This is a genomic window from Rhizobium sp. BK512, from assembly GCF_014194915.1.
GTDB lineage: Bacteria > Pseudomonadota > Alphaproteobacteria > Rhizobiales > Rhizobiaceae > Rhizobium.
The window spans coordinates 140,643-167,118 of the sequence record NZ_JACIAS010000012.1; the positions used below are offsets into that span (position 1 = coordinate 140,643).

The 26,476-nt window shown below is 56.8% G+C and carries 27 protein-coding genes and 1 pseudogene; 17 read left to right on the forward strand and 11 right to left on the reverse strand.

What is annotated here, in order from left to right; translation table 11 throughout:
- Positions 1-10: 10 nt before the first annotated feature.
- The 3 genes from FHX06_RS32375 to FHX06_RS32385 all read right to left on the reverse strand — a co-directional run bounded on the left by FHX06_RS32375 (position 11) and on the right by FHX06_RS32385 (position 2,302).
- The gene (locus FHX06_RS32375) at positions 11-169 is read right to left on the reverse strand and encodes a hypothetical protein (protein ID WP_162738481.1); all 159 of its coding nucleotides are present in this window, start codon (positions 167-169) and stop codon (positions 11-13) included.
- Between the two features lie 793 nt (positions 170-962).
- Entirely contained in the window at positions 963-1,172 is a 210-nt protein-coding gene (locus FHX06_RS32380; RefSeq protein ID WP_112543292.1) for a hypothetical protein, read from the reverse strand.
- Positions 1,173-1,855: 683 nt separating this feature from the next.
- Positions 1,856-2,302, reverse strand: coding sequence for a DUF4142 domain-containing protein (locus FHX06_RS32385; protein WP_312866619.1), 447 nt, complete (start codon positions 2,300-2,302; stop codon positions 1,856-1,858).
- A gap of 196 nt (positions 2,303-2,498) precedes the next feature.
- On the opposite strand from FHX06_RS32385, the gene FHX06_RS36130 reads away from it, so the two are divergent.
- Positions 2,499-2,624 (forward strand): hypothetical protein, encoded by a 126-nt coding sequence (locus FHX06_RS36130; protein WP_281413477.1) that lies wholly within the window; start codon positions 2,499-2,501, stop codon positions 2,622-2,624.
- A 41-nt stretch (positions 2,625-2,665) separates the two neighbouring features.
- Positions 2,666-2,860: pseudogene (locus FHX06_RS35825) on the forward strand (hypothetical protein); the annotation flags it as partial.
- Between the two features lie 405 nt (positions 2,861-3,265).
- Here FHX06_RS35825 and FHX06_RS32395 read toward each other — a convergent pair.
- Positions 3,266-3,475: a hypothetical protein gene (locus FHX06_RS32395; RefSeq protein ID WP_183882310.1), complete on the reverse strand. Its 210-nt coding sequence runs from the start codon at positions 3,473-3,475 to the stop codon at positions 3,266-3,268.
- 388 nt (positions 3,476-3,863) lie between these two features.
- Between FHX06_RS32395 and FHX06_RS32400 the strand changes: the two genes are divergently transcribed.
- From FHX06_RS32400 to FHX06_RS32410, 3 genes are read left to right on the forward strand one after another with little or no spacing between them, the layout of a single operon-like run.
- Positions 3,864-4,397: a nutrient deprivation-induced protein gene (locus tag FHX06_RS32400; protein ID WP_246715734.1), complete on the forward strand. Its 534-nt coding sequence runs from the start codon at positions 3,864-3,866 to the stop codon at positions 4,395-4,397.
- Positions 4,390-4,806 carry a phage holin family protein gene (locus FHX06_RS32405; protein WP_183882312.1) on the forward strand — a complete coding sequence of 139 codons (417 nt, stop codon included), beginning with the start codon at positions 4,390-4,392 and terminating at the stop codon, positions 4,804-4,806. The genes FHX06_RS32400 and FHX06_RS32405 overlap by 8 nt, the downstream gene beginning before the upstream one ends.
- The gene (locus tag FHX06_RS32410; RefSeq protein WP_183882314.1) at positions 4,806-5,789 is read left to right on the forward strand and encodes a DUF3618 domain-containing protein; all 984 of its coding nucleotides are present in this window, start codon (positions 4,806-4,808) and stop codon (positions 5,787-5,789) included. The genes FHX06_RS32405 and FHX06_RS32410 overlap by 1 nt, the downstream gene beginning before the upstream one ends.
- A gap of 261 nt (positions 5,790-6,050) precedes the next feature.
- Here the strand turns inward: FHX06_RS32410 and FHX06_RS32415 are convergent, their stop codons facing one another.
- A complete protein-coding gene (locus FHX06_RS32415) occupies positions 6,051-7,211 on the reverse strand; it encodes a helix-turn-helix domain-containing protein (RefSeq protein ID WP_183882317.1) in 1,161 nt (386 codons plus the stop codon).
- Positions 7,212-7,798: 587 nt separating this feature from the next.
- On the opposite strand from FHX06_RS32415, the gene FHX06_RS32420 reads away from it, so the two are divergent.
- Entirely contained in the window at positions 7,799-8,134 is a 336-nt protein-coding gene (locus FHX06_RS32420; protein ID WP_183882319.1) for a hypothetical protein, read from the forward strand.
- Between the two features lie 220 nt (positions 8,135-8,354).
- Here FHX06_RS32420 and FHX06_RS32425 read toward each other — a convergent pair whose 3' ends face one another.
- Positions 8,355-8,588 (reverse strand): DUF6894 family protein, encoded by a 234-nt coding sequence (locus FHX06_RS32425; RefSeq protein ID WP_112543299.1) that lies wholly within the window; start codon positions 8,586-8,588, stop codon positions 8,355-8,357.
- 491 nt (positions 8,589-9,079) lie between these two features.
- Between FHX06_RS32425 and FHX06_RS32430 the strand changes: the two genes are divergently transcribed.
- From FHX06_RS32430 to FHX06_RS32445, 4 genes are all read left to right on the forward strand, one after another.
- Positions 9,080-9,445 (forward strand): response regulator, encoded by a 366-nt coding sequence (locus FHX06_RS32430; RefSeq protein WP_162710048.1) that lies wholly within the window; start codon positions 9,080-9,082, stop codon positions 9,443-9,445.
- A 126-nt stretch (positions 9,446-9,571) separates the two neighbouring features.
- A complete protein-coding gene (locus FHX06_RS32435; RefSeq protein ID WP_183882321.1) occupies positions 9,572-10,621 on the forward strand; it encodes a FecR domain-containing protein in 1,050 nt (349 codons plus the stop codon).
- Between the two features lie 32 nt (positions 10,622-10,653).
- Positions 10,654-13,356: an EAL domain-containing protein gene (locus FHX06_RS32440; protein ID WP_312866620.1), complete on the forward strand. Its 2,703-nt coding sequence runs from the start codon at positions 10,654-10,656 to the stop codon at positions 13,354-13,356.
- An 873-nt stretch (positions 13,357-14,229) separates the two neighbouring features.
- Positions 14,230-14,697 (forward strand): ProQ/FINO family protein, encoded by a 468-nt coding sequence (locus FHX06_RS32445; RefSeq protein ID WP_183882385.1) that lies wholly within the window; start codon positions 14,230-14,232, stop codon positions 14,695-14,697.
- Positions 14,698-14,883: 186 nt separating this feature from the next.
- On the opposite strand, the gene FHX06_RS32450 is transcribed toward FHX06_RS32445, so the two are convergent.
- From FHX06_RS32450 to FHX06_RS32460, 3 genes are all read right to left on the reverse strand, one after another.
- Positions 14,884-15,111 carry a hypothetical protein gene (locus tag FHX06_RS32450; protein WP_112543303.1) on the reverse strand — a complete coding sequence of 76 codons (228 nt, stop codon included), beginning with the start codon at positions 15,109-15,111 and terminating at the stop codon, positions 14,884-14,886.
- A 362-nt stretch (positions 15,112-15,473) separates the two neighbouring features.
- Positions 15,474-15,686 carry a hypothetical protein gene (locus FHX06_RS32455; RefSeq protein ID WP_112543304.1) on the reverse strand — a complete coding sequence of 71 codons (213 nt, stop codon included), beginning with the start codon at positions 15,684-15,686 and terminating at the stop codon, positions 15,474-15,476.
- Positions 15,687-15,968: 282 nt separating this feature from the next.
- Entirely contained in the window at positions 15,969-16,262 is a 294-nt protein-coding gene (locus FHX06_RS32460; RefSeq protein ID WP_183882323.1) for a hypothetical protein, read from the reverse strand.
- A gap of 231 nt (positions 16,263-16,493) precedes the next feature.
- Here FHX06_RS32460 and FHX06_RS32465 point away from each other — a divergent pair, with 231 nt between their 5' ends.
- The 4 genes from FHX06_RS32465 (at position 16,494) to FHX06_RS32480 (ending at position 19,711) form a co-directional block, all read left to right on the forward strand.
- Entirely contained in the window at positions 16,494-16,739 is a 246-nt protein-coding gene (locus FHX06_RS32465) for a hypothetical protein (protein WP_183882325.1), read from the forward strand.
- Between the two features lie 375 nt (positions 16,740-17,114).
- Complete coding sequence (locus FHX06_RS32470) at positions 17,115-17,783, forward strand: sigma-70 family RNA polymerase sigma factor (RefSeq protein ID WP_312866621.1); 669 nt, start codon at positions 17,115-17,117, stop codon at positions 17,781-17,783.
- Positions 17,780-18,433 carry a ChrR family anti-sigma-E factor gene (locus tag FHX06_RS32475; protein ID WP_112543307.1) on the forward strand — a complete coding sequence of 218 codons (654 nt, stop codon included), beginning with the start codon at positions 17,780-17,782 and terminating at the stop codon, positions 18,431-18,433. The genes FHX06_RS32470 and FHX06_RS32475 overlap by 4 nt, the downstream gene beginning before the upstream one ends.
- A gap of 1,023 nt (positions 18,434-19,456) precedes the next feature.
- A complete protein-coding gene (locus tag FHX06_RS32480) occupies positions 19,457-19,711 on the forward strand; it encodes a hypothetical protein (protein ID WP_183849049.1) in 255 nt (84 codons plus the stop codon).
- 1,130 nt (positions 19,712-20,841) lie between these two features.
- Here the strand turns inward: FHX06_RS32480 and FHX06_RS32485 are convergent.
- Positions 20,842-21,510, reverse strand: a complete 669-nt coding sequence (locus FHX06_RS32485) for a hypothetical protein (RefSeq protein WP_162728482.1) — start codon at positions 21,508-21,510, stop codon at positions 20,842-20,844.
- A gap of 575 nt (positions 21,511-22,085) precedes the next feature.
- Between FHX06_RS32485 and FHX06_RS32490 the strand changes: the two genes are divergently transcribed.
- A complete protein-coding gene (locus FHX06_RS32490) occupies positions 22,086-23,546 on the forward strand; it encodes an oligosaccharide flippase family protein (protein WP_183882327.1) in 1,461 nt (486 codons plus the stop codon).
- 422 nt (positions 23,547-23,968) lie between these two features.
- On the opposite strand, the gene FHX06_RS32495 is transcribed toward FHX06_RS32490, so the two are convergent.
- Positions 23,969-25,150: a glycosyltransferase family 2 protein gene (locus FHX06_RS32495; protein ID WP_183882329.1), complete on the reverse strand. Its 1,182-nt coding sequence runs from the start codon at positions 25,148-25,150 to the stop codon at positions 23,969-23,971.
- A gap of 324 nt (positions 25,151-25,474) precedes the next feature.
- On the opposite strand from FHX06_RS32495, the gene FHX06_RS32500 reads away from it, so the two are divergent.
- Both FHX06_RS32500 and FHX06_RS32505 read left to right on the forward strand, forming a co-directional pair.
- Entirely contained in the window at positions 25,475-25,624 is a 150-nt protein-coding gene (locus FHX06_RS32500) for a hypothetical protein (protein WP_162728480.1), read from the forward strand.
- Between the two features lie 366 nt (positions 25,625-25,990).
- On the forward strand, positions 25,991-26,347 hold the full coding sequence (locus FHX06_RS32505) for a VanZ family protein (RefSeq protein WP_112971132.1): 357 nt from the start codon (positions 25,991-25,993) through the stop codon (positions 26,345-26,347).
- Positions 26,348-26,476 lie beyond the last annotated feature (129 nt).

Sequence of the window (26,476 nt, forward strand, 5' to 3'; positions counted from 1 at the left end):
GGAAACTATTTCATCCCTGTTTCTTGTCCGGGTCCTCTTCCCGCAGATCCTTTCGGATCTTTTGCATTTCTTGGTCAGCATCTTTCTTGAGTTTCTCGCGGTTCGCATCGGCGACCTTTGGGTCACTTCGCTCGGAATCACTTGAAGCGTCTCTATTCTTGTCCGTCATAGACCTATTCGCTCAATAGAGGGATGGTGGGCCGCGGGGCGCGTCATGTTGTGCAAGATTGATCCGAGAGGAATCCGCGCCCCACGATCCGATCTTCGAACCAAGCTAGGCAAAGATTGTTCCCATTCGCTCTCTTTGTGCACATTTTGTAAGCGCTGGCCGGTCGAAGCGGCATTGGAAGGGCTGGGCAAGGCAGAGGATGTCAGACGACATGAGCAACAAAAATGACGCCCATAGGGTCTATCACCGCCCAGCTTGGTGAGCGGGTCACGAATCTTGGCCGCCGGCAAAACCGATCTTAAGACAGAGGGGCGATCCGGCTTCACGCGAGCGAAACGCAAGCCTCGATCGCGGCCTATCGACGAACCTTGCCGAGCGCAACAAGCCGCAATGGCGGGCGCTGCAGTGGCATTGATGTTCACTCCTAGGCTCGGCGGCCTGGCGCAACTGCCGATCCGCGAGGAGACCGCCGAGCTGAGGCTTCCCTCAATATCCTGGTGACAAGATGGTTACCAGCAGGAATTGGAGCGGCGAACCGCTCGATCGGCGGCGAATCGGGCCCGAGCCGGTCCAAATGTGAACGGCCTTCGCGATGCAGAGGCACCGCGGAAGGAGCGCGATCGCGTGTTTGACAGGTACGATCAACGGTACATAGATCAGCAGCGCCAGATGGACGAACTGGAACGCGCCCAAGGAAGCGTCTACAGCCCTCGGGATGTGGTTTGAACGATGGCGAGCGACTGGACCGGCTTGAGCGTTTGCGCTCAAACGATGGAGGCTGAACCCCGCCCGACTAGCGACTGCTCAACCTATCTTGGGCTAGTCTGTGAACGATTACGGCCAATGACTTTCTTATGTCGCCGCCGTCGATGCACCAAGGATCTGAAGAAATCATTTCCAGGGCTTGTTCGGCTACCTGCTTCGCGTCGGCGTTGCTTTTGAAATAGCGTCGTCCGATTTTCATCAGTTCGTCGTTGATTGGGAACGGGCGTTCCTGAAGCATGGTCGCCCTCCTTTTTTAGCAAGCGAGAGCGCGTAGGAACCCTCAGCCGTCAGCGCCTGCAGATAGATGGCTGTCGGTTTTGTGACGCTATGCTCCATAGGTAGTTGTGTCTATATCAGGCCGCTAGCGAAGGCTGTTGCGTACGGTGGCGCACCAAAGGGCGAAAAGAAGCCGGCGCAGGGAACTACGCTGCTGTGGTGAGGGTGCGACACAGACCAGAGGAGCTTGCCGCCCAAGGTGGTGACCGGCGATCGCAGCCAAAGCAGCGATGATAAGCGGCGGGCCGATGTTCGATGACAGGATCTCGCTTGTAAATCGAACCATGAGATGGCTCCAACTCACAAGAAATCGCCAGAGGCAAGGACGGGTCGGAATGACCTGGGCGCTGCTGTGGGGCGGCGAAAGGACACCTCGGGTTACTACTCACCCGCCCCTTCCTATATGGCCATTCAGGCGGATAGGGAAGTCACTTAACTGCCTGAAAAGACTGGTATTCCCGACTCGGCTGTGACCTTTGGAATCACCAACTTCTACCGCCTGGGAAATCCGCTTTGCAGACACCCTCATTATACCGGTCTGCATGTGGGCGCCAACGGCGCGGACTCGAAGCCCGATCATCCCGCGTCGTAGTCCCCCTCCGGCGATACGAAGGCTTCTCGATCCCTCGTCCGGGACGCGTTGACCTATTTCGACGCAATAGCCTCAACGCGCGTCAGATGCATGTGAAGGTCTGGCAAGATTTTGTTCGCTGTTTTCTTGAGCTCGCCATCCGGACCGTCTTTTGAGAAGCGATCGAAGAGTTCAACCGCCTGCTGATGGGCCGTGACCTGTGTCGACAGATAGGCCTGATCCAGGTTCTGCGGATCGGCACTTTGCAGAGCTTCGATTTTCTGACGATGTTCGCTATCGAGTTCCGACGGTAGCGCAATGCCGTCCTTTCTAGCTGCCTCGGCTAACAATGGCCCGGCTTTGCCATGATCCACCAGCATGTCCTGAGCGAACTGCCTGGCGTCGGTGGCTTTGCCTTTGGCGATCTCGATCTTGGCAGCTTCGATCTCGAACTGGTTCGAAAGCGCAGCCTTCATAGCGAAATCGGCGGCGTGCTCGGTCGCTGCGTCGTCGGCAGCCATTACCGGGATCGCCGAGATGATGATCAGTGTCGAAGCGAATAAGATCTTCATGGTGCTCTCAATCAATGGGACCTGTCGCTAACATGGGCGCGGGCCAGAAGTTCCCGACCTGTCGCATGAAGGTCGATGCGGTTGAGTGGGGAACATGCAGGGGCGACGAGGGTTCAAGGAGGTCATCAAGCAAGGAGACCACGTGATGGATTTGGGCGAACGACAGAAGGACGCAGAGCAGATTACCGAAAGTGCAACGCAGGCAAGACAGGGTCATCGAGGCCGTCCGGTTCTCGTCGTGCTCGTGAGCGCCCTTGCCCTTCGGCTGTAGCGTGGAGCGTCTCGGAGTTCTGGGGCGAAAGCATCGATAAAGATCCACAGGCAACCGCCTCGACAAAACCTGATCCTATCAATTCCCAGCCGAGTGGCCCCAACGCCTTTGACGACAACCCAGCAGTCGGCGCAGCCAGGCCACCGCAGGCCGGCGACCGCGACCCCACCCCCACGGGAAATGGCGGCGGCCCGACAATGGTGACACCACCGAGCGGGACCGAGAAGGTCCGTTGACGCGGACCTCCATGAGAAACTGGTCGCGGGACAGCAGGTGCTCAAAGGTGGCGAATTCGGAACGTTGCAGCTTGCGCTCCGATGTTTGGAGGTCGCCCGCCGCCGCAGCTGACCGCTATTTCCAGTGGCCGCTGAGAACGAGGTTCCGCGCGGGCGTTTGCATGGTGGTCGGGTCATAAGGGATTGGCCACCTCCGGCCACGCGCTTCGGAAGACGGCGTTTGGACTGCGTAGATCGCGAACGCCGTTCTCCGCGTGAGCGGGGCGCGAAACATTCAGCCTGGTCTAGACGCGAGAGCGGTTCTCTGCGGGACGGCTTCCGCCGTGATGGTGGCGCGAAGTGCAGCGAATGGCCAAGGCGGGTAGGTGAAGCAGAGCGAGCCTCTGAGCTTGGCTTTATCGTTGGCTAGAGCCGCTCCTCCCGCAAAAGCTTGGACAGTTCGGCGTTATCGCGAACGCCGAACTCAAACCAGTTAAAGAGTGCCCTCGCTGCTGCCTGTCCACGATCACTCGAGGTATCGCAATCACGTTCAGTACACCAATCGTCGAGGATGCGGTCCAGTTGCTGCAGTATCTCGTTCGTCAGCGGCTCTTTCGGCCAGTCGGTCTTACTCATAAGGGGTTCCTTATTGATCTGCTGCTTTGTGGCCGCTGAAGAATGCCATCGCGGCGGAGGCACCGGTGCAGGGTTAAGCGCAGGCGCGCGCAAAAGGTTTCCACACAATGTGGTGTGGCGAACTGTGGCGGGGAGCTGATCGCCTCTCGAGATAGGTTTTGGGACAATCGCACAGCATGGCGGGTCCCCGCTGACAAGGACTTTGCCACCCAGTCGAGACCTTTTTGGGTCTGGAGTCGCAAGACGGTCTCTTCAGCATTCCCTGGATCGGTCGACGCACGGCGGCACGACATTCGTCACCGGTCCCGCGCAAACGGGAAAAGCCGGAACAATCCTGTCCGATCGAGGTTGGTAGACATCCAAACAGCAGACAAAAGGGAGCAAGACCATGCCGGAAGATGTCAAATTTCCGCAGGATCATCCAACAACCCGTAGCACCACGGGAGGCCCTGATGCGCCAGGCTCCGCACAGCCGGCGCCGACGCTCGACGATCTGAAACAGAAGGTATCTGAAGATCTGAACCAGGCCAGGGACGCCGTCTCGGAAAGCAAGGCGACCGTCATGGGCAAAGTCGAGGAGACGGTCGTCGATCAAAAAAACTTTGCAGCACGGCAGGTCGGGGGCATCGCAAGTGCGCTCGAGAAAGTTGGCAACGAGCTGGAGAGCGGCGATCAACGCGATGTCGGGCGCTTTGCCAAGCGTATCGGTCGCGACATTCAGGCAATCGCCACCGACATGGAAGGAAGGGATCTCGGTGAGATCGCCGGCATGGCGGAAGATTTCGGTCGAAGAGAACCGGTCGCCTTTCTAGGCGCTGCAGCTTTAGTCGGTCTCGTCGCAAGCCGGTTTCTAACCGCCTCGGCAAAACGGTCGAGGACGCCGACTGCATCCGGTCAATCAGGAGGAAGCAACAATGGCTAAGGCAAATGAGAACACGCCGCTATCGGAATTGATTGGCGGTCTTCTCTCCGATGTCACGGGACTGCTGCGAAAGGAAATCGATCTGGCAAAGACCGAGGTTTCTGAAAAGGTCAAGAAGGCCCTGAGTGGCGCAGAGTTCCTGATGATCGGTCTCGTTCTGGCTATTGGTGCCGTCGGCGTGCTTCTCAGCGCGCTGGTAAGCGGGCTGGCAGTCGTAATCTCGCGATACGGTATCAGTGAGGTGAGCGCCAACGCGCTTGCAGCCGTCACCGTCGGCTTGGTCATCGGTGCAATCGCCTGGCTTCTCATCTCCAGGGGCATCACCGCCTTGCGAGGCACGCAGCTCACGCTCGACCGCACCACGGCATCTCTTCGTCGCGATGCCGAAATCGTTAAGGAGAAAGTGTAATGGCGCATTCTTCCGACAAATCTTCGGCCGATCTGCAACGCGAGATCGACACCGATCGCCAACGGATCGAAGCCCGTATCGACGCGATCCAGGAGCGCATGTCGCCCGGACAGCTCGTTGACGAGGTGATCGCCTATGCAAAGGGCAGTGGCGGCGCCGACTATATCACCAATCTTGGAAAAGCGGTTAAGGCCAATCCCTTGCCTGTCGCCTTGATGGGCGTCAGCCTGGCCTGGCTCGTAGCCAAGCAGGGAACGGCGTCGCAACAGACCCCAGCAGCCGTCGACCTGCCTCTCTATCCCGCCCGCGGAACGATCAGGCGGGTGGGGCCGCCGGAGGAGATTGGCGGGGTACGCTACAGCCATTTTACCGACGAGGCCGGAGAGCGGTTCAAGGCATTGACGGATGAAACGGGCCGGCGCGCCGGCGATTTTCTCGATTCGACCGGAAAGGCTTATCGCGGCTTCTCAGATGCCGCTGGCGAACGCGTGTCAGCCATTCGCGATGAAGCCGGCTCGATACTCGATGCCTCTCTCGGCTGGGCGTCCGATACGTGGAGCACCGTCAAGGACGCCGTTGGCGGCGCCGCGCAGTCAATTGGCGACGCCGCGGGATCGATATCGAGTACCGCAACATCCACGGGAACGGCGCTGCGAGAGCAATCGGGCCGATTGAACGATGCCATCCTCTCCCACTTCCGCGATCAGCCTCTCGTCGGTGGCGCTCTGGCATTTGCGGTCGGCGCCGCAATCGGGGCGGCGCTGCCACACTCACAGCAGGAGGACGAGGTTCTCGGCGAGGCGGCAGACGCAATCAAGGCGAAAGCTGCGACCCAGATTGATCAAGCCGTAGACCGAGGCAAAGAGGTTGCTTCGGATATGGTCGACAAAGCTGTATCGCTGACGGCCGACGTTCACGATGCCGCAAAGGACCGCGTTGGCGAGGAGATCAATGCTCTGAAAAACAAGGATGCCGCTCGATAGGGTGCGACAGTGTGCTGAAGCGCGATGTTCCGGCTCGCGCGTCAGCACGCTCATCCCTGGCACGCTGTTTTTCCGCGCGGACCTGTGCAATTGCCGCACTGGCACCGGGCAGTCCACGCAGCCAATTGACGAATCGGGTGCGACAGGGTCGCCAGCTGTGGGCGCCGACAAGCGTCTGCGGCCGGATTCGCTCCAGCTTTCAACAGGTCTGCGCGACCGAGACATCGTCGCTGGTAAAGCGATGATGGTTGCGGACCCCAGTCAGTTTGTATGAACCCCACCCAATAACTTCGCCGAGATGGAAGGAATGGAAGACGTCTCCGCCGTCTCTCCATGAAGAGGCCGTGCCATCAGTCGCCAATATTCAGCTTCCGGGACACCATAGGCTGGACCCGCAAGAACGGCGAGCTTGTTGCGATCGCGGATGACGATCTGATTTCGAGTTGATCTTATCATGCCGTCACCCTCCAGGATGTGAAGGGCGTCCGTCACAGACGATCTTCTGACGCCGAGCATCGTTGCGAGGTACTCGTGGGTCAGGTTGAAACTGAAGCCGCGAACGCGATCGTGCACCATGAGCAGCCAGCGCGCCAGACGCTGGCGAAGTTCAAACTTGCCGTTCGCAAGAGCAGTATAACTGACCTGGACAGCCAAGGCTCGCGCGAAGCGTGAGGCCAGAAGGCGGAGGTCTGGCATCTGTGCCGCGGCCTGACGAAAATCCTCCGCCGCCATCACCACCGCATAGCCCTCAATCTGCATGAGCAATTCGTAGGGCGTCTGGGGATCACCCACGGCAAGTCCGTAACCGGTCATGCCTTCATGACCGATAAGGCCGCTCTCGATCCGCGTTCCGTCCGGCGCAATAACAATGACCGAAGCGATGCAATCCAAAGGAAAATAGACACGTGAAACCGCCTGGTTCTGGAGCTCCATCAGTGATCCGCGCGGGACAAACACCTTTTGCATCAGCGGTGCCAGCGTGTTCAGTTGGTCAGCGGACAAGGCGCTAAGAAGGCGATTTTCGCGCGCCTCCTTTTGACTGACCGACTCTCGATAAGTTGCATTCAGCAATGCGGATGCCAGGGCATCATCTTCAAGCGGTTTTCGAAGAAGAATCTTGTCTCCGTGCCTGGCCGGAACGACTTGAGGGTCGTAGCCGGTTGCGAAAATAAACGGCAGCGCGAGCCTCTCCAGCTCGTCCGCTACCGGAAAAACCATCTCTCCGCCAAGATTGATATCGAGTATTGCCCCGGCAAGAAGCTCGGCGTCCTGGATTTCCCTCAAGGCGCTCCTTACGTCGGCGACCGGCCCGATCACATCGATGCCCATCGTGCCAAGACGCGAAGCGAGATCGGAGGCGATATAATAATCGTCCTCGACAATCAGAACACGTTTGCCGGAAAGGATCTGTGGCTGTTCCATCTCGCACTCGGTCCAAGTTGATGGTGGCGCCTACAACGCTTGCCGACCGCCAGCCGGCGCAGCTGCTCCCGAAATAAACGGTCGCAAAGGCGAGGAAGTTCCGTAATTCTGCACGTATTGATTGGGGCTCTTGGGGCCCCTTTCGTCACTGCTAGGCCCCGATTGCCGGTTGCAAAAACGATCCGCTCTCCTCCGAGTGGATCACACCGAAGCGCTTCCCGATAGAATTATCGTCCACAAAGATCATAAAGCTACCGTGCTTCTCCAGTCGGCCAGGCCGGTCAATCCGGACGCTTACGGAGGATGGTGGCAGCGATGTGCGGGGGCGCCGAACTTAGGGGCACCCGTGACGGCCAGGGGAGGTGCCTTCGACCGATAGCCGGAACGGCTCTAGAGGCGCGTTGGCATTGCGCACTGGCAGACATCAAGGGGCGAGTGTTGATCGGAGATGCTGTTGCCGGGGGGGCCGCTTCAAGCCTTGTTGGAAAATCGATCGCTGTGAGGGGAACCTTGCGGGCATGGTGCTGTTTGGGGGGCGGTCTATCCGGGGGGCATGATTGCGTGAGTGAGCCCACTGGAGGTGATTAATGCGACGAGTTTTCATTGTAGGCATTCTGACCGGCCTTTCCTGTGCGACATATGCCCATCAAGCACCGTCCGGCTTCCAATACGCCCCCTACTGCTGCAATGGCGACGGCGAGAGCGGGGATTGCCAGCCGATCCCGTCGGAGGATGTCAAGATCAACGGTGCCAACTATGAGATCGCACTCAAACCAGGAGACCATCGAATGGCGACCCGCCTGCACCTATTTTCCGTTCCCCAAGCGAAGGCGATGATGTCTGTGGATGGCTTCTATCACCTCTGCCTCTTTCTCAATGAAGATGTCGTACGTTGCTTTTACGCGCCTCAAATGAACTTCTGAAACCCCCGAGACCCGTGGTCTCATGAAGACAAAGCGAAAGAGGATCGGCCGCTCATCCGTGTCTATGGCGTTGCGCCCGGCCCCATCTTGAACCCGCGGCAAGTCAGCGGAGGGCAACGATGGAGAAGCCCGTGACTTTCGGCTCCGACACGCCGATGGGCCCAGCCGGCCGGAGTGGCTAGCCTCGCCAGGCGGCGTAGGCGCGTCGGGCTAGAAACCATCACGTTAGCCGGATGACGTCCCGGAACCGGATCGTAGCGACGAGCCTACCGGCTTCGTCCGTGATCTCGAAGCGCATTCCGTCAATATGTTCTTCCTGCAGTATCATTTCGGCTACCATTTCTCTGGCCGAGCGACGCGCTTCCGATCGCGCGGCCTCGAGCGAGGGCAGGTCCATGCCATCTTGATCAACATCCTCGATGTTTTTTGATCGAATATTGAAGAAAAACAGCATTTTCGGCTCCTTGCCTGCAAAACGGCAGACACCTCAACTGGTTCCCCTCCGCTCTGCAAGAACTCACCGCGTGTCGCAAACACCCTCCCATCTTTTGTCTATTGGGCAGCCGAGCTGGCGCCAACGGTGAGGCGCTGATCACGATGCTGATCGGGGACTTTATTGGACGCTGGGCGAGGCGCGTCAACGCGCTACCTCCAACCCGAGTACACCAACGGGATCGACTGGCCTGGTTCGATTCCCTGGTTCGAACAAGAAGCATCAGGTGTCCGGCAACATGCCTTAGCGGTATTTGCAGGAAACGAACCGGCAAACGCCGTCCTTGGCATGGTCAAGATCATTGTGCCTGTTTGTAGCAAGCGTGACCCCCCGTTCCATGGAACGGCGCACACGATTTCGTCGATTGACCGGCAATCATGACGATAAGATTAGTCTTCCGCAGAACTCTCGGGTCCGTTCTGCGTTTTCAAGATCAAAGCGGGGTGTCAAGGATGCGCGTGCTGATCGTCGAGGATGAGCTGGAAATTGCCGTTGTGATCGAGGACGTTGCCCTTAAGCTCGGGTTCGACGTGATTGGACTTGCGAAAAATGCAGCCGAGGCCATTCAGATGGCGGGCGATGCGGATATCGCAGTCGTTGACGTCCGCCTCGCCGACGGCTTGTCAGGTCCACAAATTGCGCAGGAGCTAGTCAGCCGCTACGGTGTTGGTGTGGTCTTCCTGACTGGTAATCCGGAACTGGTTCCAACCGACCTTCGCATATCCGTCGTGACGAAATCGCCGGATCCAGGCGCTATCGCGAAAGCCTTGAGCGATGCTGCAGCGTCACGGCGGTCGCGATCAAATCTTAGATCTTAAATAAAGATTTCTTGAGCATGTTGTCTGCTACCGTACAGAACATTCAAACGGCGAAATCCCGGAACACTTCATAATCTTTCGTCAATACTGCCATGGTCTATTTCCCCTAAATTCATGGGGAGCAATATGCTGGCAATCCTTCGTTTCTTGATCCTCGTTTTTTTTGTGCCTGTTGCAGCGATCGCGGCGGACGAGGATTGGCGTGTCGCCAAAACCTCGGGCCAAGTCAGGTACACGCTCGACCGCGCGACCTGGGTTGATCTGCATGCTGGCGACGCCGTTCCCAACGCGGCGTGGATACTGACGGGGCCTCGGGGCCGCGCGCAGCTCGTCCGTGGCGTTGAAAGCATAGGTTTCCAACCGGGCACGATGGCTTCGATCACCACGACCTCGGGCTTCTTCTCCAGGAAGACACAGGTCGTCCAGCAGGTTGGCGCGCTGGATCTGGAGATTGAAAAGCGCAGCCAGCCTCATACCATGGTGCAAACCCCCTTTCTTGCGGCAGTGGTGAAGGGCACAATATTCCATGTCAGCGTTGGCAAGACGAAGGCTTCGGTATCCGTGGATCGAGGGCTTGTGCAGGTCACGTCTTTTGCCAGCGGCCAGCGATCGAACGTCGGGCCTCGCCAGAGTGCAACAGTCGACAGAGCACGCGGTATGACGGTAGCAGGTCAGGCTTCCGCTCCGTCGGTGACTTCGGTTGCACCGTCTGTCGCCCTGGTCCCGGCTGTCGGAGCTGCAAAGCTCTCCGGTAAGGCGGCAAAGGAAGCAAAAAACAGCGTGTCCAGCGCGGATGCGACGTCCGAGGCACCCGCCGGCAATGGCAAAGGCAAAGGTGATAGTCGTGCCAGCGGAAATGACGGCCGCAGTTCCAGCAGCGGCAATGGAGGCGGCAACAGCAATAGCGGCGGCAATGGCAGCGGTCATCGCGGTGGCAGCGGCAATTCCGGCAATGGCAACGGACATAGCGGCGGCAGCGGCAGTTCCAGCAGCGGCAACGGAAATAGCGGCGGCAGCGGCGGCAATTCCGGCAATGGCAATGGCGGCGGCCAAGCCAACGGCGGCAAGGGAGCGAGCGGCAACAACGGCAGCGGCAACAATGGACATGGCCAGGGCGGCGGCAACAGTGGAAAGGGAAACAACGGCAACGGAAATGGGCAGGGCAAGAACAAGTGAGAGCGATCGCGTGCTTGCGGTGGCTAAACGTCTTGCCTATCTCCGGTACGTCTGTCTTGCGGGCCGCCGTCGTGCTCATGATGCTGGCCCTGCCGCTGGCCGCTCCCAGCATCACGCCGCTTAAACAGATCAATGACAATCTCATTGCCGAGCGTTTTCGCTGGGCACCGCGTCACGCGAGCGGAAAGATCGTCTTCATTGCTATCGATAAGCGCAGCCTCGACGCAGTCGGCGTCTGGCCTTGGCCGCGAAGCACCTACGCAAAGCTGCTCGACAACTTGGCCGCTGCTCAGGCCAAAGACATCTTCTTGGACATCGACTTCTCGAGCCCCTCGGTCGGGGAGGAGGATCGGGCCCTCGCATTGGCACTCTCCAATGCGGGCGGGGTCCTATTGCCGGTTTTCCGCCAGCAGCTCGCAGCGGGCTCAGCACAGACGACATTCTCCAAGCCGATCCCCGATTTCCTTCAGGCCGCGTGGCCCGTACTCGCCAACGTTTACCTTGATGCCGACGGCTCGGTCCGTGGGTTCGACCTTGGTGGGCAGCTGGACGGCAGTCCAACTTCATCAGGCGCTGTCGCTTTGGCGGGTCGCTCGGACACGTCCGGAACCCTGCCGATCGATTATTCGATCGCACCTGATACCATTCCGAGCTACTCTCTTTCGGACGTGCTCAATGGCAGGGTCGCGGAAGCGCAGCTCAAAGGGCGAGCCGTCATCGTTGGCGCTTCTGCCGCCGAACTCAAGGATTTTTTCTCCGTACCGGTATACGGGACGCTTCCCGGTCCGCTCATTCATGTTCTCGCTGCCGAAACGCTGCTGCAGAACCGGATCCTGGCCCATCCTGACGCAATGCCTTTGGAGCTTCTGCTCGCTGCGGTTTTGATCGCCGTTATCTTGGCGACGCGCTTTGTGTCCATGATCGTCATCACAGGCCTCGCCGGTATCGTGCTCGTTTCAACAGAAGTCGTCGCATTCCGCCTCCAGACCGATGCCGGCTTGCTCGTGGGGACGGCAGAGTGCTGGGTACTTGTCGGGCTGGCTTGGGTGCTGGCCCTCAACGAGCGGGTCGACCTCAGCCGGATGCTTGCCCTGCTGGCAAACAGCGAAAGCAGGAATGCCCGATCGCTGATGCGGTCCATCATTGCCGGCAGTTCGGACGGCGTTATCGCTTTCGACAGCGCGCTTAGGGTTGTGGAAATCAACCAATCTGCGAATTCATGCCTCGGTATAGAAAAACACGCGTTTCTTCCCGACAGCCTCGATCCTGTCACGGCCGCCGCGCTTGGAGATTTGCTTCTGCGGCGCGACAAGGAGCCAGACAAGGTCCAATCCGCAGGCGTCGAATTTCGCCGACACACGGGCGATGGAGATGCGTTTTTCGAGGCTTCGATAACCGTTTCTCCCATCGACATGTCTCCTACGAAGCGAGCATCGTCCTTTGCCGGATGCGCAATCATTCGCGACATCACCGCCAGGAAGCGCTACGAAGATAATCTGAAGAGGCTTGCTGAGCGCGACGAGCTGACGGGGCTCCTGAACCGTCGCGAATTTCTGGCGCGCCTGACAGGTGCTGACGGAACTATTGCGGTCATCGACGTCGAACGCTTCTCGACGATCTGCGCAACCCTTGGGCGCAATGTCGGTGATGCCCTTCTGAACGCCGTTGCCTCCAGGCTTGCGTCAACTTTCCGGGAGGCTCCGCTGGCGCGGATCGATGGCGATCTCTTTGCCGTTTTTCTTGCAGGAACGGAGACACCGGCCGCGCAAGTCGAATGCGTTCTCGGCCTGTTCGAAGAAGCGATCGTACTTGACGCCCTGTCCCTGACGGTTGCGGTCAGGCTCGGGCTGGCCCGATCGATAGCCGACGATCCGGTGGCGGCATTGCATGCAGCAGAATCCGCGCTGCACGCAACAAAGCAAGCAGCCGGTCGTTGGTCCGAATTTGACCCGGCAACCGCCTTGCGACAGCTGCGTTCACGTCGGCTGGAGATCGAGATGCGCGATGCGCTGAGGAAACGAGAATTTTTCCTGCTCTTCCAGTCGCAGGTCGACCTGGCAAGCGGAGAGTTCGTCGGCGCAGAAGCGCTGCTTCGGTGGCAGCATCCAGAACTTGGAGCGATCTCGCCTGCGGAATTCATTCCCATTGCCGAATCCTCTGGTCTGATCTGCGAGATCGGCCGCTGGGTTCTGATGGAAGCTTGTGCAGAGGCGGCGAGATGGTCGGCCGGAATTATTTCGGTCAACGCCTCATCGATCCAATTCGAGCGTTCAGACATGGCCGCGGAGATCGAGGCGGCACTGACGTCGAGCGGTCTACCGGCATCGCGCCTCTGTGTGGAACTGACGGAGTCAGCCTTTATTGGCGATGGCGGGCGCTCCAGGACGAAGATGGCCGCCATCCGGCAGACCGGTGTGCGGATCGCGCTTGACGATTTCGGAACCGGCTATTCCTCCATGCGCTATCTCGCCGACCTGCCGCTCGACAAGCTGAAGATCGATCAGTCCTTTGTCCGAAGAATGACCGCGGAGGCTGGGGTCCTGGAAATCGTCAAGGCGATCATGTCGATGGCGCATGGCTTGGGTCTGGATATCATCGCCGAAGGAATTGAAGGGAAGAACGAGCTGGATGTGCTTCGTCAACTCGGATGTAGAACAGGGCAAGGCTATTTCTTCGCAAAACCGCAATTTTCAGATCAAATGCTGAGGCAATACGGTCTATCTCGTGCGTCATAGGTTTCAGCCTGAAGCTTCTCAGGTGGTGCCAACCACGCTTCGAAAACCGCGAACTGATGAACGTGCACGTGAACTTTGGCTGGGCGTGACCAGGTGGCAGCACCGCCTGTCACTATCTCTCACGCCAGCCGTCACAAACGCTGATCATAAGGCCAATTTCGTCAACTGATCTAGCCGCCTAAGAGCACGCTTTTCGCGAAGTTTCGGCTGCGAGCTTGGAGGATCAGCTCAAGGCACGCGGCTACCGTTGAGCCGGTGGCAATGACAGAAGCCGAAGGCCTGGTGGATCGATCTTGCAGAAGCCAGGCTCGAAGAGCAGCAGCATATCTTCGCTCCGAGATCTATTGCTGGGGCGAGGCCGATCCGCTGTCGAGGAGGCTTACCGCGTTCGATCCTTTCAAGGCCTGGCCGCTTTCGCAGTGGACCGGGACATTGTGGTCTGACATTCCTCTATGCGCGCAAGGATCGAAAATTCCTCGGGCATCTTGTGTTGGTCTGATCCGACCAATGCAAGCGTCCAATATTCGCGATCCTCGCCAAAGACGGTCGAAACCTGAACGACAACTGGTTGCGCCTCCGGTTGTCTGGCGACAGCCCAGTAATAGGCGCCGGGTTCCAACCCAATCATTTTATTGGTCCTCATTTATTGATCGGCCAAAAGCGATCCGTTGTGTGAGAGAGGCCAAGATGATGGTTCGACCTCTGTCAAGAGGAGACCACGATTCGGGTCGCGCGCCAGCATTTGTCCGCTGGCGTACGGTGGCGCTCCGATTGAAGAAAAAAAGCTGCCTCCAGAATACGAGCGTGCCAATTTTCATCGGTTCGTTAAATTCCTGTGACAAGCGAGCGAGGACCGATATGACGGGGGAACCAATGACAAGGCGCTGGACCGAAAGCTGTAGCCCGATTGCCGCCACGCAGCGTGATGTCGATAAAGCGGGGGCGATCAACGCGCTTCTCGTTCGACCGATCAACGTCTTGCCGCAGAAGGCTGGTGATCCCATCCGACCCTTTGCGCGGGGTATCTTCGAGAACATCCGGCCTCTACTGAAGCCAGAGGTCGGCGTGACGAAGCTGAGACGGGCAACCGCAGTCTATGTCCGGCTGAAGCGCTACTATTTTGCGAGCGCCCAGCCCGACGCGATGCGACATGATCTGGAAGGCGCCGTCGTTGAAGCAGTGTCCGAGGCTGATCGCCTAGAAGCGCAACGCCGCTTTCTCGAAATGAAACAGGGCGGGCTTGCGGTCGAGAAAACGCCAGACCCTGAGCCCCCACAACCAACCAAGAACGAGCTCATCAGGGCCGCCCTTCTTAAGCGCCGTTCTTCGCCCTCGAAATAGACGGCTGCCAAGACGGATCGAATCTTAAGGAACAAGCGAAAGGATGCAGATCGATCCTCCACTTCGGTGGAATGACGAACTGATCCATCGGCCATGGCGGTGCGCCTTGATCGGTCGCCAACGGGCGGCTCCTCCACTAGTACGCTCGGCCACGGCGCCGCCATCTTGTCGGCAGCCGGACGAAGGTTATTCAAAACCGATGAAGCGCACCGTGCATTCTCCATAGGAATGAATGATGCGAAAGAGGCCGCTCGCCGCATTGGTATTGATGTGCTTTTGCGGCGTGTGCACGACGATGCGAAGATGTGCTTTCCTCGGCCGGTCCGTTACATAGGACATCTGCCCTTCTTCACTGACCAGCACGTCGAAGATTTCGGGCGCATCTGCCCCTTGCCTGAAAATCTCGATCAGCATAGCGCCTCGCCCCTACTGTGTCACGGAGGGGAGGTTAGCCGACTTTCGGTCAGGTTGAATCACCCTAATCCCTACCCTTTTGGGGGGGCGGGACCTACCCCCGCAGGCTGTGAATAAGACCTACCATCAGCCACCGCCGGTTCTCGTTCGCCGAAGTCGACATTGGCAAGATAGCTCCTTTCGCCCCTCACGGCCCCTGTTCCGGTTGGCAGCGTCACCGTTCTGCGTAGGCAAGCGCAATCAAGGCCATGACAAGTGGCCTTCGCTCCTGCACCGAAAAAAGCGATGCCCTGGCGCCGAGCTCCCTCCAAATGATGTTGCACTATGCGGCAACAGCATCCAGCGCTTTTCAACGCCGCAACTCAGAAGCGGAGGTCTTCCGTTATCGCATGGATGGAAGGCGTGCGTTTCTTCGCCGCCATCAAGAGGTCGAGTTCGATCGACGACGGGCCGAAACGCTCAAAAATGGCCTTGGCGCTCTCTCGGTCGAGAGCATATTTTTGTTCAAATTCTTCGAGGGAATAGGGCTGGCCGCGCACAGGGCGCTTGCGCTCGGATGTCGTCGCCACGGTCATTCAAAACTCCACAGTTTATTGGGGGCGTAATGGAACAGCTTCTTGATTGTTCCGCCCCCGCGACGTGATCGGTCGCACGGAGAATCCCAGGTTTGCGCGGTCAGGGAGGAAGATGCAAGAGAAGGCCACGATGATCGACGCCGCGTCTTCCAAGTCGGCAGAAGAACGAGCCTTCGTGTTCTTAAACCAACCCTAAGCCGGCCGGCCCCGCGGGAAAGTACCCCCGCGGTTTGATCGAAGTCTAGCCGTGCGCTCCGCTGACCAGAGAATGCTGGAACTTGGTTATCGGCATTCCTCCTCCAACGTGCCATCGGCCTTCCGTTCACGCCACTCTCGCGTTCCCTGCTGCGGGCATTCTGCCTTTGGGGGGCGCACGACAGTGACGCTACCTGTTTCGACTGGGTCGATCGGGATTGAGATCCCACCCTGATCATAATCCTGCCGGTAGCGGTCGGTGCCTGGCGGCATGCCACCGAAGCGGCCACTGGAGTCCATGTCGCCGAACGTCTGGGCGAGCGCGGGAACGGCCCCGGAGGCGGTGAGAATGATCGAGATAGCTGCGATGAACCTGCGCATAACGGTCTTCCTTTTTTGCTTGCTCGACTAGAGAAATCGCCGTCGGCCGTGCTTGTTCCAGGCGCGTGCTCTGCTGCTGCACATATTGGACCTGATAGACATACCTGGTGCCCGCGCGGGTCTTCGTCACTGTCGCCGCTTTGTCCCACGTCCGGCATCTCAAATCGCCTTCCGCAGCGGTCTTGAACGAAAGCCTATGGGTTGCTGGGGTTAGAAAAAGAGGCCGTAAGTTTGTTCAAGGTGATTGAGGGCGGACTTTATGGCGCGGCGGCACTTTATGCCGGGGCCGACCAAGTTTCGAAGCTTCGTGTGGAAGGGCAAAGGCGTTTGCAACAAGCCGATCTCGAAGGCTTCGAGGCTCGCGAACGTGTGACGGGCATTGCTATCCCCTCATCCGTGGGGTTCTTCAAACTTCAGATCGGTATTGCAATCCATTTCTCTGTCGCAGTTGTCGCCACTACCGGCCCGATTATATGACCGACCACTATTGGCCGTCGTGCGTCAACAGGTCTGCCATCGCCTGAAAAGCCCCTTGGTATCAGGCGCTTTTAGCGTTGCCGCTGGCGTCGGCGGCCGTCTCGACGAGCGCGTGAGTTTCTTGTCTGTTGCTTCCTCTTCGTCAAGTTGGCTTTGCGCAGCGGAACGGCGCCCTTCAGACCGACCTGTTTGCCCAGGCATTCAGCGTGCCGTGACAGGCGATCTCGTCATGCTTGACCGAATGGGCGGAGCAGATCAGCCCTGTGGCGGAAATCAGGGGCACTAAATCACCGCCGGCAGCCAAACGTGTCGGCGACCATGACAAAGTGCCCCTCTTTTTTGTGATCTGGTTTTCCTGGGCTGCGTAACATTCGCATGAACACATATCTGCGGATTGGATCCCGTCGAGCTTACTGCGCCAAGGCAATCGTGCGGCCAAAGCTGGGCAGGGAGCGAAAGGCCAGAGCTTTGGAGGATGAGAGGCTTGCTCTCGGCGCGGACCAGATGATTGGTTTGATGTCGGCGATAGCGAACTCGCGTGATGTTGGCGCATTCGAAATCCTATACGGGCATTTCTATCCGCGAGTGCGTTCTTACATGATGCGGATGACGAAGGGTGATCGCGTTCTGGCCGAGGAATTGGCTCAGGAGACTATGATGCGCGTTTGGCACAAGGCTGCGCTCTTCGATGCCGCCAAGGCGCAGGCGTCGACGTGGATCTACACGATTGCAAGAAACCAGATGATTGACTCTGTTCGTAGAGGCACGCGACCGGCGTTCGACGAGAACGATCCAGCTCTCGTGCCGGATGAGCTTGAAACGGCAGACGCGAAGATCGAGCGAGAGCAGGACGCGGCAGCATTGAACCGCGCAATGATTGCCCTGAGCGGTAAGCACATGGAGGTTTTGCGGATGTCGTTCTTCGACGGTCTCACGCATTCGATGATAGCTGACAGACTAAACCTCCCTATTGGAACAGTGAAATCGAGGATCCGACTTGCATGCGAGAAACTACGCCTAGCGCTTCAGGAACAAGCCAAATGATTGCACATCATCTCGATGGTGACATGCTGATGCAATACTGCGCGGGCACCCTTGCCGAGGGATGGAGTGTTGCCGTCGCTACCCATCTCGCCTTATGCCCCGCATGCCGATCAGAAATGCGGACGCTCGAAAGCGTGGGGGGGTACTTTCTTGAACGCGAAAATGCGGAAAGAGACGATGTCACTGAAAGCTGGCGTCGTGTCAAGGACAAGATCGAGGCAGGACACATGGAAAAAGCCGTTCGAATGAAAAAGCGTTCCTCGTCCGATCTTACCTACCCGGAACCGCTCAGAACCTATATCGACGCTGCAGGTGGCTTAAGGTGGCGCTCACTCGGCCGGGGTGCCGCGCAAATGATAATTCCGATCGGGGACAAAACGACGTCAGTTAGATTGCTTAAGATCCCCGCCGGTCAGCCGGTCCCGGAGCATTCGCACGGCGGGCTGGAACTCACGCTTGTCCTCGATGGGAGCTTTAGCGACGAAATCTCGACTTTTGGAAGAGGGGACATAGAGATCGCTGACGGCAATCTAACGCATCAGCCGAGAGCCAACCCTGGGAGAGACTGCATTTGTCTCGCCGTCACCGATGCCCCGCTCCGATTCAAGAGCAGATTGTTGCGGCTCATACAGCCATTGCTGGGGATCTGACTTCTGACCAGGAGAGACGCTCGTCGCTCCTGCTGATCCAAAAACGCTAGGTTGAAATGTCTCGGCATAAATCGCGAATACCTGACCAAGTATAAATTACATCTGATCGAAACTTATAACCCGCCCTTCCTCAGTTGAGCCGTCGACCTCGCCGCCCAAAAAAATGGCGCCCACGCCCGCGATCTGGAAAGCGTCGACGGTCGCTCCTATCTCATGCTCCATAGGAACTAAGGGACGTCATCATGCCAGAACCCATCGATCGTCTGGAAGAAAGTCCTCTTGCCGAGATCCTGCCCCCGGCGAGACTCTCGAACCGCGGAACCGTCCTCTGCGATTGCTGCCGTCAAAGAAAGAGCATGTGCGACTTCGACGAGGATGGTTTCGGCATCTGTTCAGAATGTTTCTGCTCCGACGTAGCCCCGATGGATCTCATGGCTCGGTTCCGAGACGACTAGCTGATTCTTCCGAGCGCGTACCTACGCTGAGATAAGCCGTGTTCTTCATCGCAGCTGGTCATCGCTCCTGATTGAGCAATCAAGGGCTCGGTGCGCCAGCGTACTCAAATGCGTGCGACCTTCCTAAAAGCTGCCCTATCGCGTAGAAATGTCGTCATCATCAGCATACGGAGATCGTAGGCGCTGAAGGCTAAGTGTTTGTGGGTGCACCCCTCGACCCGAAAATGAACGGGTATATCGTGCTTCACTTCCGAAATCGTTCTGCTCAAGCATTTCAAGAATTGGCCCGACGTTATGTGACAGCAGACCAGGGGACGGAGCGGCTTGCCGAACGCGCGCTCCAGGTCCTCTCCGATAATCCTTCGCTCCTCGATGGGCGCGACGTAACAGGGCAATGGTTGCGCTGGTTCACGAGCTTGCTCAGGAACAGCTCCAAATAACTGGCATCCTGTCAAGATGCGCGAACGGGGACGCCACTTAAGAGCCCTGAACGAACCCTCATCTGCCGTGCGGGTGCAGCGGTCCAAGTTTGCGTTTGGCACGATATGAGCAAAAAAAGAGGGACGGCATGGTTGTTGCAACGACAAATTTCGAAGACACCATGTATGGCATCGAGGCGAATCTGTTGGTTCTGCGAGCTGCCTCGGCTTTAACGGCTGCAGGTATTCCGATAACGCGCCGAAGTATTGAAGAATATATGGGCCGATATTTTTCGAGGGATCTGGTAGACAAGCACCGGGTCGAGATCAATTTCATTATTGTTGACATCCTTGCGAGTGTTAAAGACCTCGACAAAGGATTCGCCTGGAATATGGATGGCTGACGCTATGAATGGTCGCTGCCCGCGTCATTCGGCGTCTCGCCTGTTTTGGTCAGCACATGTGACGATGCCTATATCCGCTCGACAATCGAAGTGTCGCCGGTCTCCTCATGATAACGAGGCATCGGAGACGAGCAGCTTTGCGCGCGATCATTCCTAAGCGTGCCGCTGATCCTGGGGCTGCATGCTATTTTGCGGCCTGAGCTGACTTGTATCCGGTGCGGGTGTCCTGGATGCTTTCAGTCTTTCTCTCAGCAACAATAGCAATATCCCGGATGCAATGAAGCCCTGTAGGGACAAGTAGGCGCAGAAGATCCACCAGAACATGTTTCACCCATCTTCAAACTCGGCAAATGTGAGATAGGACAGCGGATGTTGAGAAAAACAGGGACCAAAGTCTGATGCTGTGGCCGGAAACGGATGGCGATCACGGAGCGTGGTCAGGGCGGTGAGTCAAGCAGAATGGAGCTCACTGCTAGCGCACAGTGATGATAGCAAGCGAACAGCACGGCTTTGTTGCCTGCAGACAATGCCGACCGAAAAAGTGCAGAACGGCCACGGCGATGGCTCCTGCAACTCAACGCACCATGACCCAGTCGCAAACGGTTCGGCCGGACGCGACCACTAAGCAGAAGTTGTCACGACAGTCCTTTCAGGGCGCTGGAGAACGCCGCTAGGCCGATCGACGCCTGCGTCGCCGCAGGCCCCTGCCTCAACGTAACGGATATCGCTCGCCTTGCGATTCGCGCGAAAGGCTCAGCGCCAAGCTAAGCCGTTCATCGTCGAGACAAGGCAGAGCAGGAAGTGGAGTGCACCGCTCGCAAATATTCGGTCTGGGGCGATCTGGATCTGTTGCAGAAAAACTTCGTGGTGCGCGCGGTAGGGCGTGTTATCGCATCTCACTCACGGAAATCAGGGCATAGCGCCTCCCTTATTGCCATCCGGATTCCCGGCGACTCATCACTACTCACCAAGCGCGGTCATCCGCGTCAAAGGCACATTCCCTTTCCGCTTCAGCCGGCTGTCGCAGAATAATGCTCCCATCAGGAAGGCAAGTGTTGGAACCACTTGGCGCGGCGCCACCAAATCTTCCGGAGCCGTGCACGTTGTACAACGTTGAATATCGTCGCGAATCACGGCTTGGACATTGCGATGCAGGTCACTCTATATCGTCTGAACAACCAGCGGAGCCGATCGAGCCTTGCAAGCGATCGTTGCTTGCCACCTCTTAACAGGAACGAGCGTACTAGATCCCTTGTGGCAGATAACGCTACGTTTTGGTTCGACTTTCGGATGTCGTCAGCATGTGTATCGGAAGCGATAATCTCCGCGTTCAAAACATTATAACCTGGGAACAGCGTTATCACCTCCTCCGGTGTGGGGCGATAAAGCGTGTCAATTGGATCAAGATGATAAGGGTAATCAAAAGGCACCGTAACAATCATGAGGCCGCCCGGAGCAAGGAGACTATCGCAAATTTGGGCGAAGCCGGCTACGTCCACAACATGCTCGAAAATATTGCAGACCATAACTGTCTTGGCGCCTACGGCGCCTAAGCGCCGTTGTACGTCTTTGTCAAAAATATCCCCCGCAATGTCCACGCCGTCGGCGCCGAAAAGGTCGGAAGTTACGATAGTAACTCCGCGGTGCTCCAAGCGCTGATGGATATACTTGGCGATGTGGGGCTTAGTTATCTCTCTAAAAGTTCTGGATGTAGTTCCCAATTCCAATACCGGAGAGATTTCATCAGCTTTTTGACTTGATAGTACTTTCCCCACCCACTCCGCTTCTTGTGATCTCACTGTTTCTTCCCTCAATCAGAGATTGATAAGGTCATGATAGTGCCGCCTTCTAACTTAAGGTACTGCCACAGCGCCACTTCAATACAGCGTGTGTGAATCAGGTTGATCAATCGAATGCAAGAATTCCAGCCGTCACCCCACACTGGAGATTTTGCGATTTCGAATACAATTACCATCACGAGACACATAATTTGTAGGGAGTAGAGCGAATGCAAGGCGGACTACCTAGGCGACGAAATCAGCATCAGTTTAGAAGTCAATCGCGACCCACAGGTGAGACGAGTTTGTATTGCCGTAGCAAGAGGTGTTTACTGCAAATATCGGAAATCCTGCCCAAACTTTATTTTTGGGCCGGCGGTGAGCATCACGGTAAGCTTTCAGCTCTGTCAATCATGACACAGATTTAGGCATTCAGGGCACATATCACCGACCGACGCCGCACCCCTGATGCTGCCTCTCCATGTGTTTTACTAATATCTAAAAAAATTTTTGGTTGCAAATCAAAAATTTCCGGTTGAGTGCCTTCTAGAATCCATATAAAAGTATTCTTGAATACTTTTTTTGGAATAGAAAAATTGAGCGATAGAGTATTTAGCAACTTGATCGTCTTGATTGCGTCGCGGCTTGCGACAATAGTCGTTTCAATACTGTCTATTGCTATCCTCGCGCGCTTTGTGAGCCCAGAAGGCTTTGGATATCTCGCGTCGACAACTATAACTTTGGGACTTGCCAATGCCCTCTTCGACGGCGCGTTCGGTATAGGACTTGTTCGCAGGGTGAACGTCGATAGGAGCCACATCAGTTCAACACTTGGTGCTGCGATCGCTTTGGCTCTACTGATAGTCGGACTGCTGAACGTTTTTGCTCCGACAATAGAGGGCTTTTACCGCTTCGCCGGACTAGGAAAGGTTATACAATTTTCCTCGGCGCTCGTAGTATTCAAAGCAATCTTCGCGGTATCCGACGCGATCCTGCAAAGAGAGCGGCAGTATAAGCGGATCGGAATGATAGCGCTCGTTTCAAATGTGGGTGGACAATTACTGATATCCGTGCCGTTAGCGATCGCAGGTTTTGACTACTGGGCACTGGTGACGGGCCTGCTAGCAACTGGCGCCATCGAGGCATCGCTCTCAAACTATTACGCCAGGGTAGGATTAAGTCTAAGATTCGATAGATCCTCGCTCGATGAGTTTCGTGATGGTGGCGGGCTTTTTGGACTGACCCAACTGCTCAGCTGGGCATCGTTGTCGGGGTCTAATATCGTTGCCGGATATACATTGGGCGCGACAGCACTTGGCCTTTACTCACGGTCTTGGAAGCTGCTCGATGTCGTAGTCTCAGCGACAGGAACGCCGATGCAAAAGGTGTTTATGCCGGTGTTTGCCAGCCTCCGACATGATCAGGATAGGGCAAGAATTGAGTTTCTTAGCGCGATGGGCACGCTATTGCCATCGTTCGCGATCATCGGAACCCTTGTGGCCCTACATTCAAACTTCATCGTGATAGTCCTTCTCGGGAAGGACTGGCTGCAGGCGGTAAACGTTGTAAGTGTTCTCTTTTCGGTCCTATTTGCCAGACTGTCCTATAAACTCTGTGAAGGAGTGATAGTCGGATTTGGAAAAGCCCGCGTCTCAGCAACTCTCCAAACGATTTACGGTTTAACCATGGTTACCGGTACATGGGCGGGCTCAAGGTACGGTGTGATCGGGATCGCTTGGGGCGCCTCCATCGCCATATTGGTATTCTATTGTCTCACTTTATTCTTCGCGGCACAGCTTTTGGCGTGCGGGTTCATCGACATCCTGAAGTTGCATATGCGTGCAATAATCTTTCCCATCGCCGCGCTTGTCACACATCTGACGCTTGAACGAGCCATCCCCTCCGATGTTCATGTGTGGCAAGAACTCCTCTTCTGTACGACGGAGGGAGGCGTGTTGACGGCAATATTCATCCTGTTGCCCGGAACTGTCATAGGACCGGAACTGGCGCGCATCCGACGGAAGGTTTTCGCTAAGGCTCAGAGGTTACGGGCCTGAACCGGCGTGTGGTCTGGTATAGCAACGCCGAGCGGCTCAATGCGCGCCCTCGCTGGTCTTTGACACCAATCATCACGACATCTTCGGTGATGATGACGATGGCTGAAGCGAGTTCCGAATCTGGCGCACCGCAACCAGAAAGGCGTTGGGGGAGGCGGTGAATTGCTGACTTCTTTGGAGAAGAAGTCACGCTCATAAACCTAGTGCCGACTTGACGAGACAACGAACGGTCGCAACCATGTTGCGACGGCTGTAAGTCTTTTTCGCAGTGACACAGGTCTATCTGCGTGCTCCTTGCAACGAGATCTCGCACCGTGCCCAAGCCGCCCGTCGACGTGGCCGTTTTCCGAAAGCGCCCGCGACTACGCCGTGATCATCACCGGCGGACCGTTGTCGAAAAGAAGAAGCCCGTGAATTAGCAGTCAGCCATTGCGATCGTCGACGCGAACCTGGACCTCTGCAGTTGACATCTTGCCCATTCGTCCGGTGCGCTCCAGAATTGAACCCAGCCCAGCATCGATCGCGGTCAGCCGCGTCAACCGGCGTCGTGACCTTTCGTCCTGCTTGGGACACTCTACGCGTGAAGAGATGATTTGCTCATCGAACTTGGGTCGGTTCAATATCGAGGCATCTGCAGCATGGGCCGCGCTTGCTCCGAGAGGAAGACACAATTGTATGCGACGTCGACCCACTTGAAATGCAAGTCCGAGCAAAAATCGAGGGTCGTTTCGAAAAATTGCCCATAGGGTCATAAGTGACAGATATGTATTTCCGGCTCGCTTGAACTCCTGAAATGCGTACTTTTGCGTCGCGCCGGTCGCGCTCTTGGCTGCGTATCGGGGAAGCTGCGGATTGGCGGCCAATGAACGCCTGATTACCTCCAAAGCACCACGAGCCATTTGAGCGTGATTTGAAGACATGTTGCCGCGGTACCGCCTATATCCAATCAGGCGTTCAGGGATGACTTCTATACAGTAGTGCGCGGCCAGCCTCAGTTCGAAGTCGAAATCTTCGCACCCTCCAATTCCTGCTGCTGCAAAGGAGCCATCAAACCCACCGATCTCAAGCGCGACCTCCCGGCGGACAAGAAGCGTGCTACCATTGCCGACATATTTGAAGGTCAGATGACGTGCGAAAATATACCCTCTTGCGGTGTTGGATCGCCCAGGAGCGATGATCTCATCGTCAGAATTGATGACGTAATGCAGCGCATAGACCGCGGCCCATTGCGGGGACAGGCAAATGAGTGCGTTCACCTGCTTCTCGATTTTCGTCGGATGCCAAAGATCGTCCGCGTCAAGGAATGCCACAAATTGCCCCGATGATGCAGCAATCCCGGTGTTTCTTGCGGCGGAAACGCCACGGTTTGATGTCGATAGGAGCCGGATCCGTCGATCCCCCTGAGCCATTTGCTCGACCAGTTTTGCCGTACTATCTGTAGAACCATCATTGACGACGATGATCTCTAATGTTTCGTAGGTCTGGCGCGCGGCGGATCGGAGGGTCCGTTCAATATAGACCGAAGCATTGAAGGCCGGGATGATCACCGACACCAGCGGCCGATGCGAATAAGATGCGTCAGCTTGATCAGAATTGCAGAGCATTCCAAACTTTCACCAGGCCAGAGGAAATGGTGCTTTTCTCGAACGATCGGGAAACGGATTGGCTCCTTGCCCTGCTTTAACGTACAAAAGCGCCTCCCAGCAGACAGGTCTGTAGTCAGTTGCGTTCTAACGTCGTCGCGGGGGACGCGACACGGACTTTGGTCTGAGTCGACTTCTTGCGGGGGCGATTTAAAAAGGCCGGCAGCATCATCGCTTGCTATCGGGCATGGGCTAGGTAACCTTACCTGCTAACCTTCCACGCAAGTTAATGTTGCAGTCGCGAAAATGAATGGCATTTTCCGGCCATAGTTTCAGGAGGACGTGATGGCGGAATTGATACCGATGCAGGTTGCTGAGCGCCTGGAACGCGAATGGCGCATGGTCGAGCCCAAACCCGAAGACAAGAAGCCGAGAGGGCAGGAGCGAACCAATATAGAGGATCCGAAGCGGGTAAAGACCGACCAATTCGATTGATGCACGGGATTAGGGGTTGGTCGTGTGCCGTTCTGAGCGCCTACTTCGAAACGCTTCGCAACTGGACGATGGTTTGCCGGTGACAAGGTTAGACTTACCAAACGGCACCTGTTCCAATAATCCGGCGAGGGCCGTCTCACTCGAAATCCGTGGCCTTATTAGCGCATGGACGATTGCAAACTCGAAAAGAGAAAATACTGCCACGTGTGAGTAACTTAAGCGGCCTGTACGAGGCGAGGACCGCTTCAATCTGGGGGCATATCATCGCAAAACCATTGCGATTTGCCATTTCGCAGAGCAAATAATTATGAGGCGCTGTGTCCTAAGCCATATTGCTGCCCTGCAGCAATTGTTTATCATGATCGGATGCTGACACAAACAATAGCGCGCCTGGCTGCTTGGGCCTGCCTCGCCTTTATCATCTTCGTCACGGTCGGTCCGATCGGTTTGCGCCCCGCCGATTTATTACCAGTAAACTGGGATCGGGCGTTGGCTTTCGCTCTTATGGCAGCACTTTTCGTCGTCGCTTACCCGGGATATGCCTTTTCTTGCGGAACACTGATCATAGCTGCTGCCGGAGCCTTTGAGCTGCTTCAACTCTTGTCGCCATCTCGACATGCTCATTTTGACGATGCGGTAGTGAAAGCCGCTGGCGCCGTTCTAGGTTTCCTCACCGGCTGGACGGTTAATCGGGCAAGGGACTTGATTATCGCCCTAACATAGCAACGACATGCCATAGGCGGTGGAGATGGTGGGGAGTGCCGTCAAAAGTGTGCGCAGATGACCGCACTCCCCTTTCGCCCTCGGGGTAGAGAGCGATCAGCGTAGGTGTCGCCACTTATTGCTGACGTG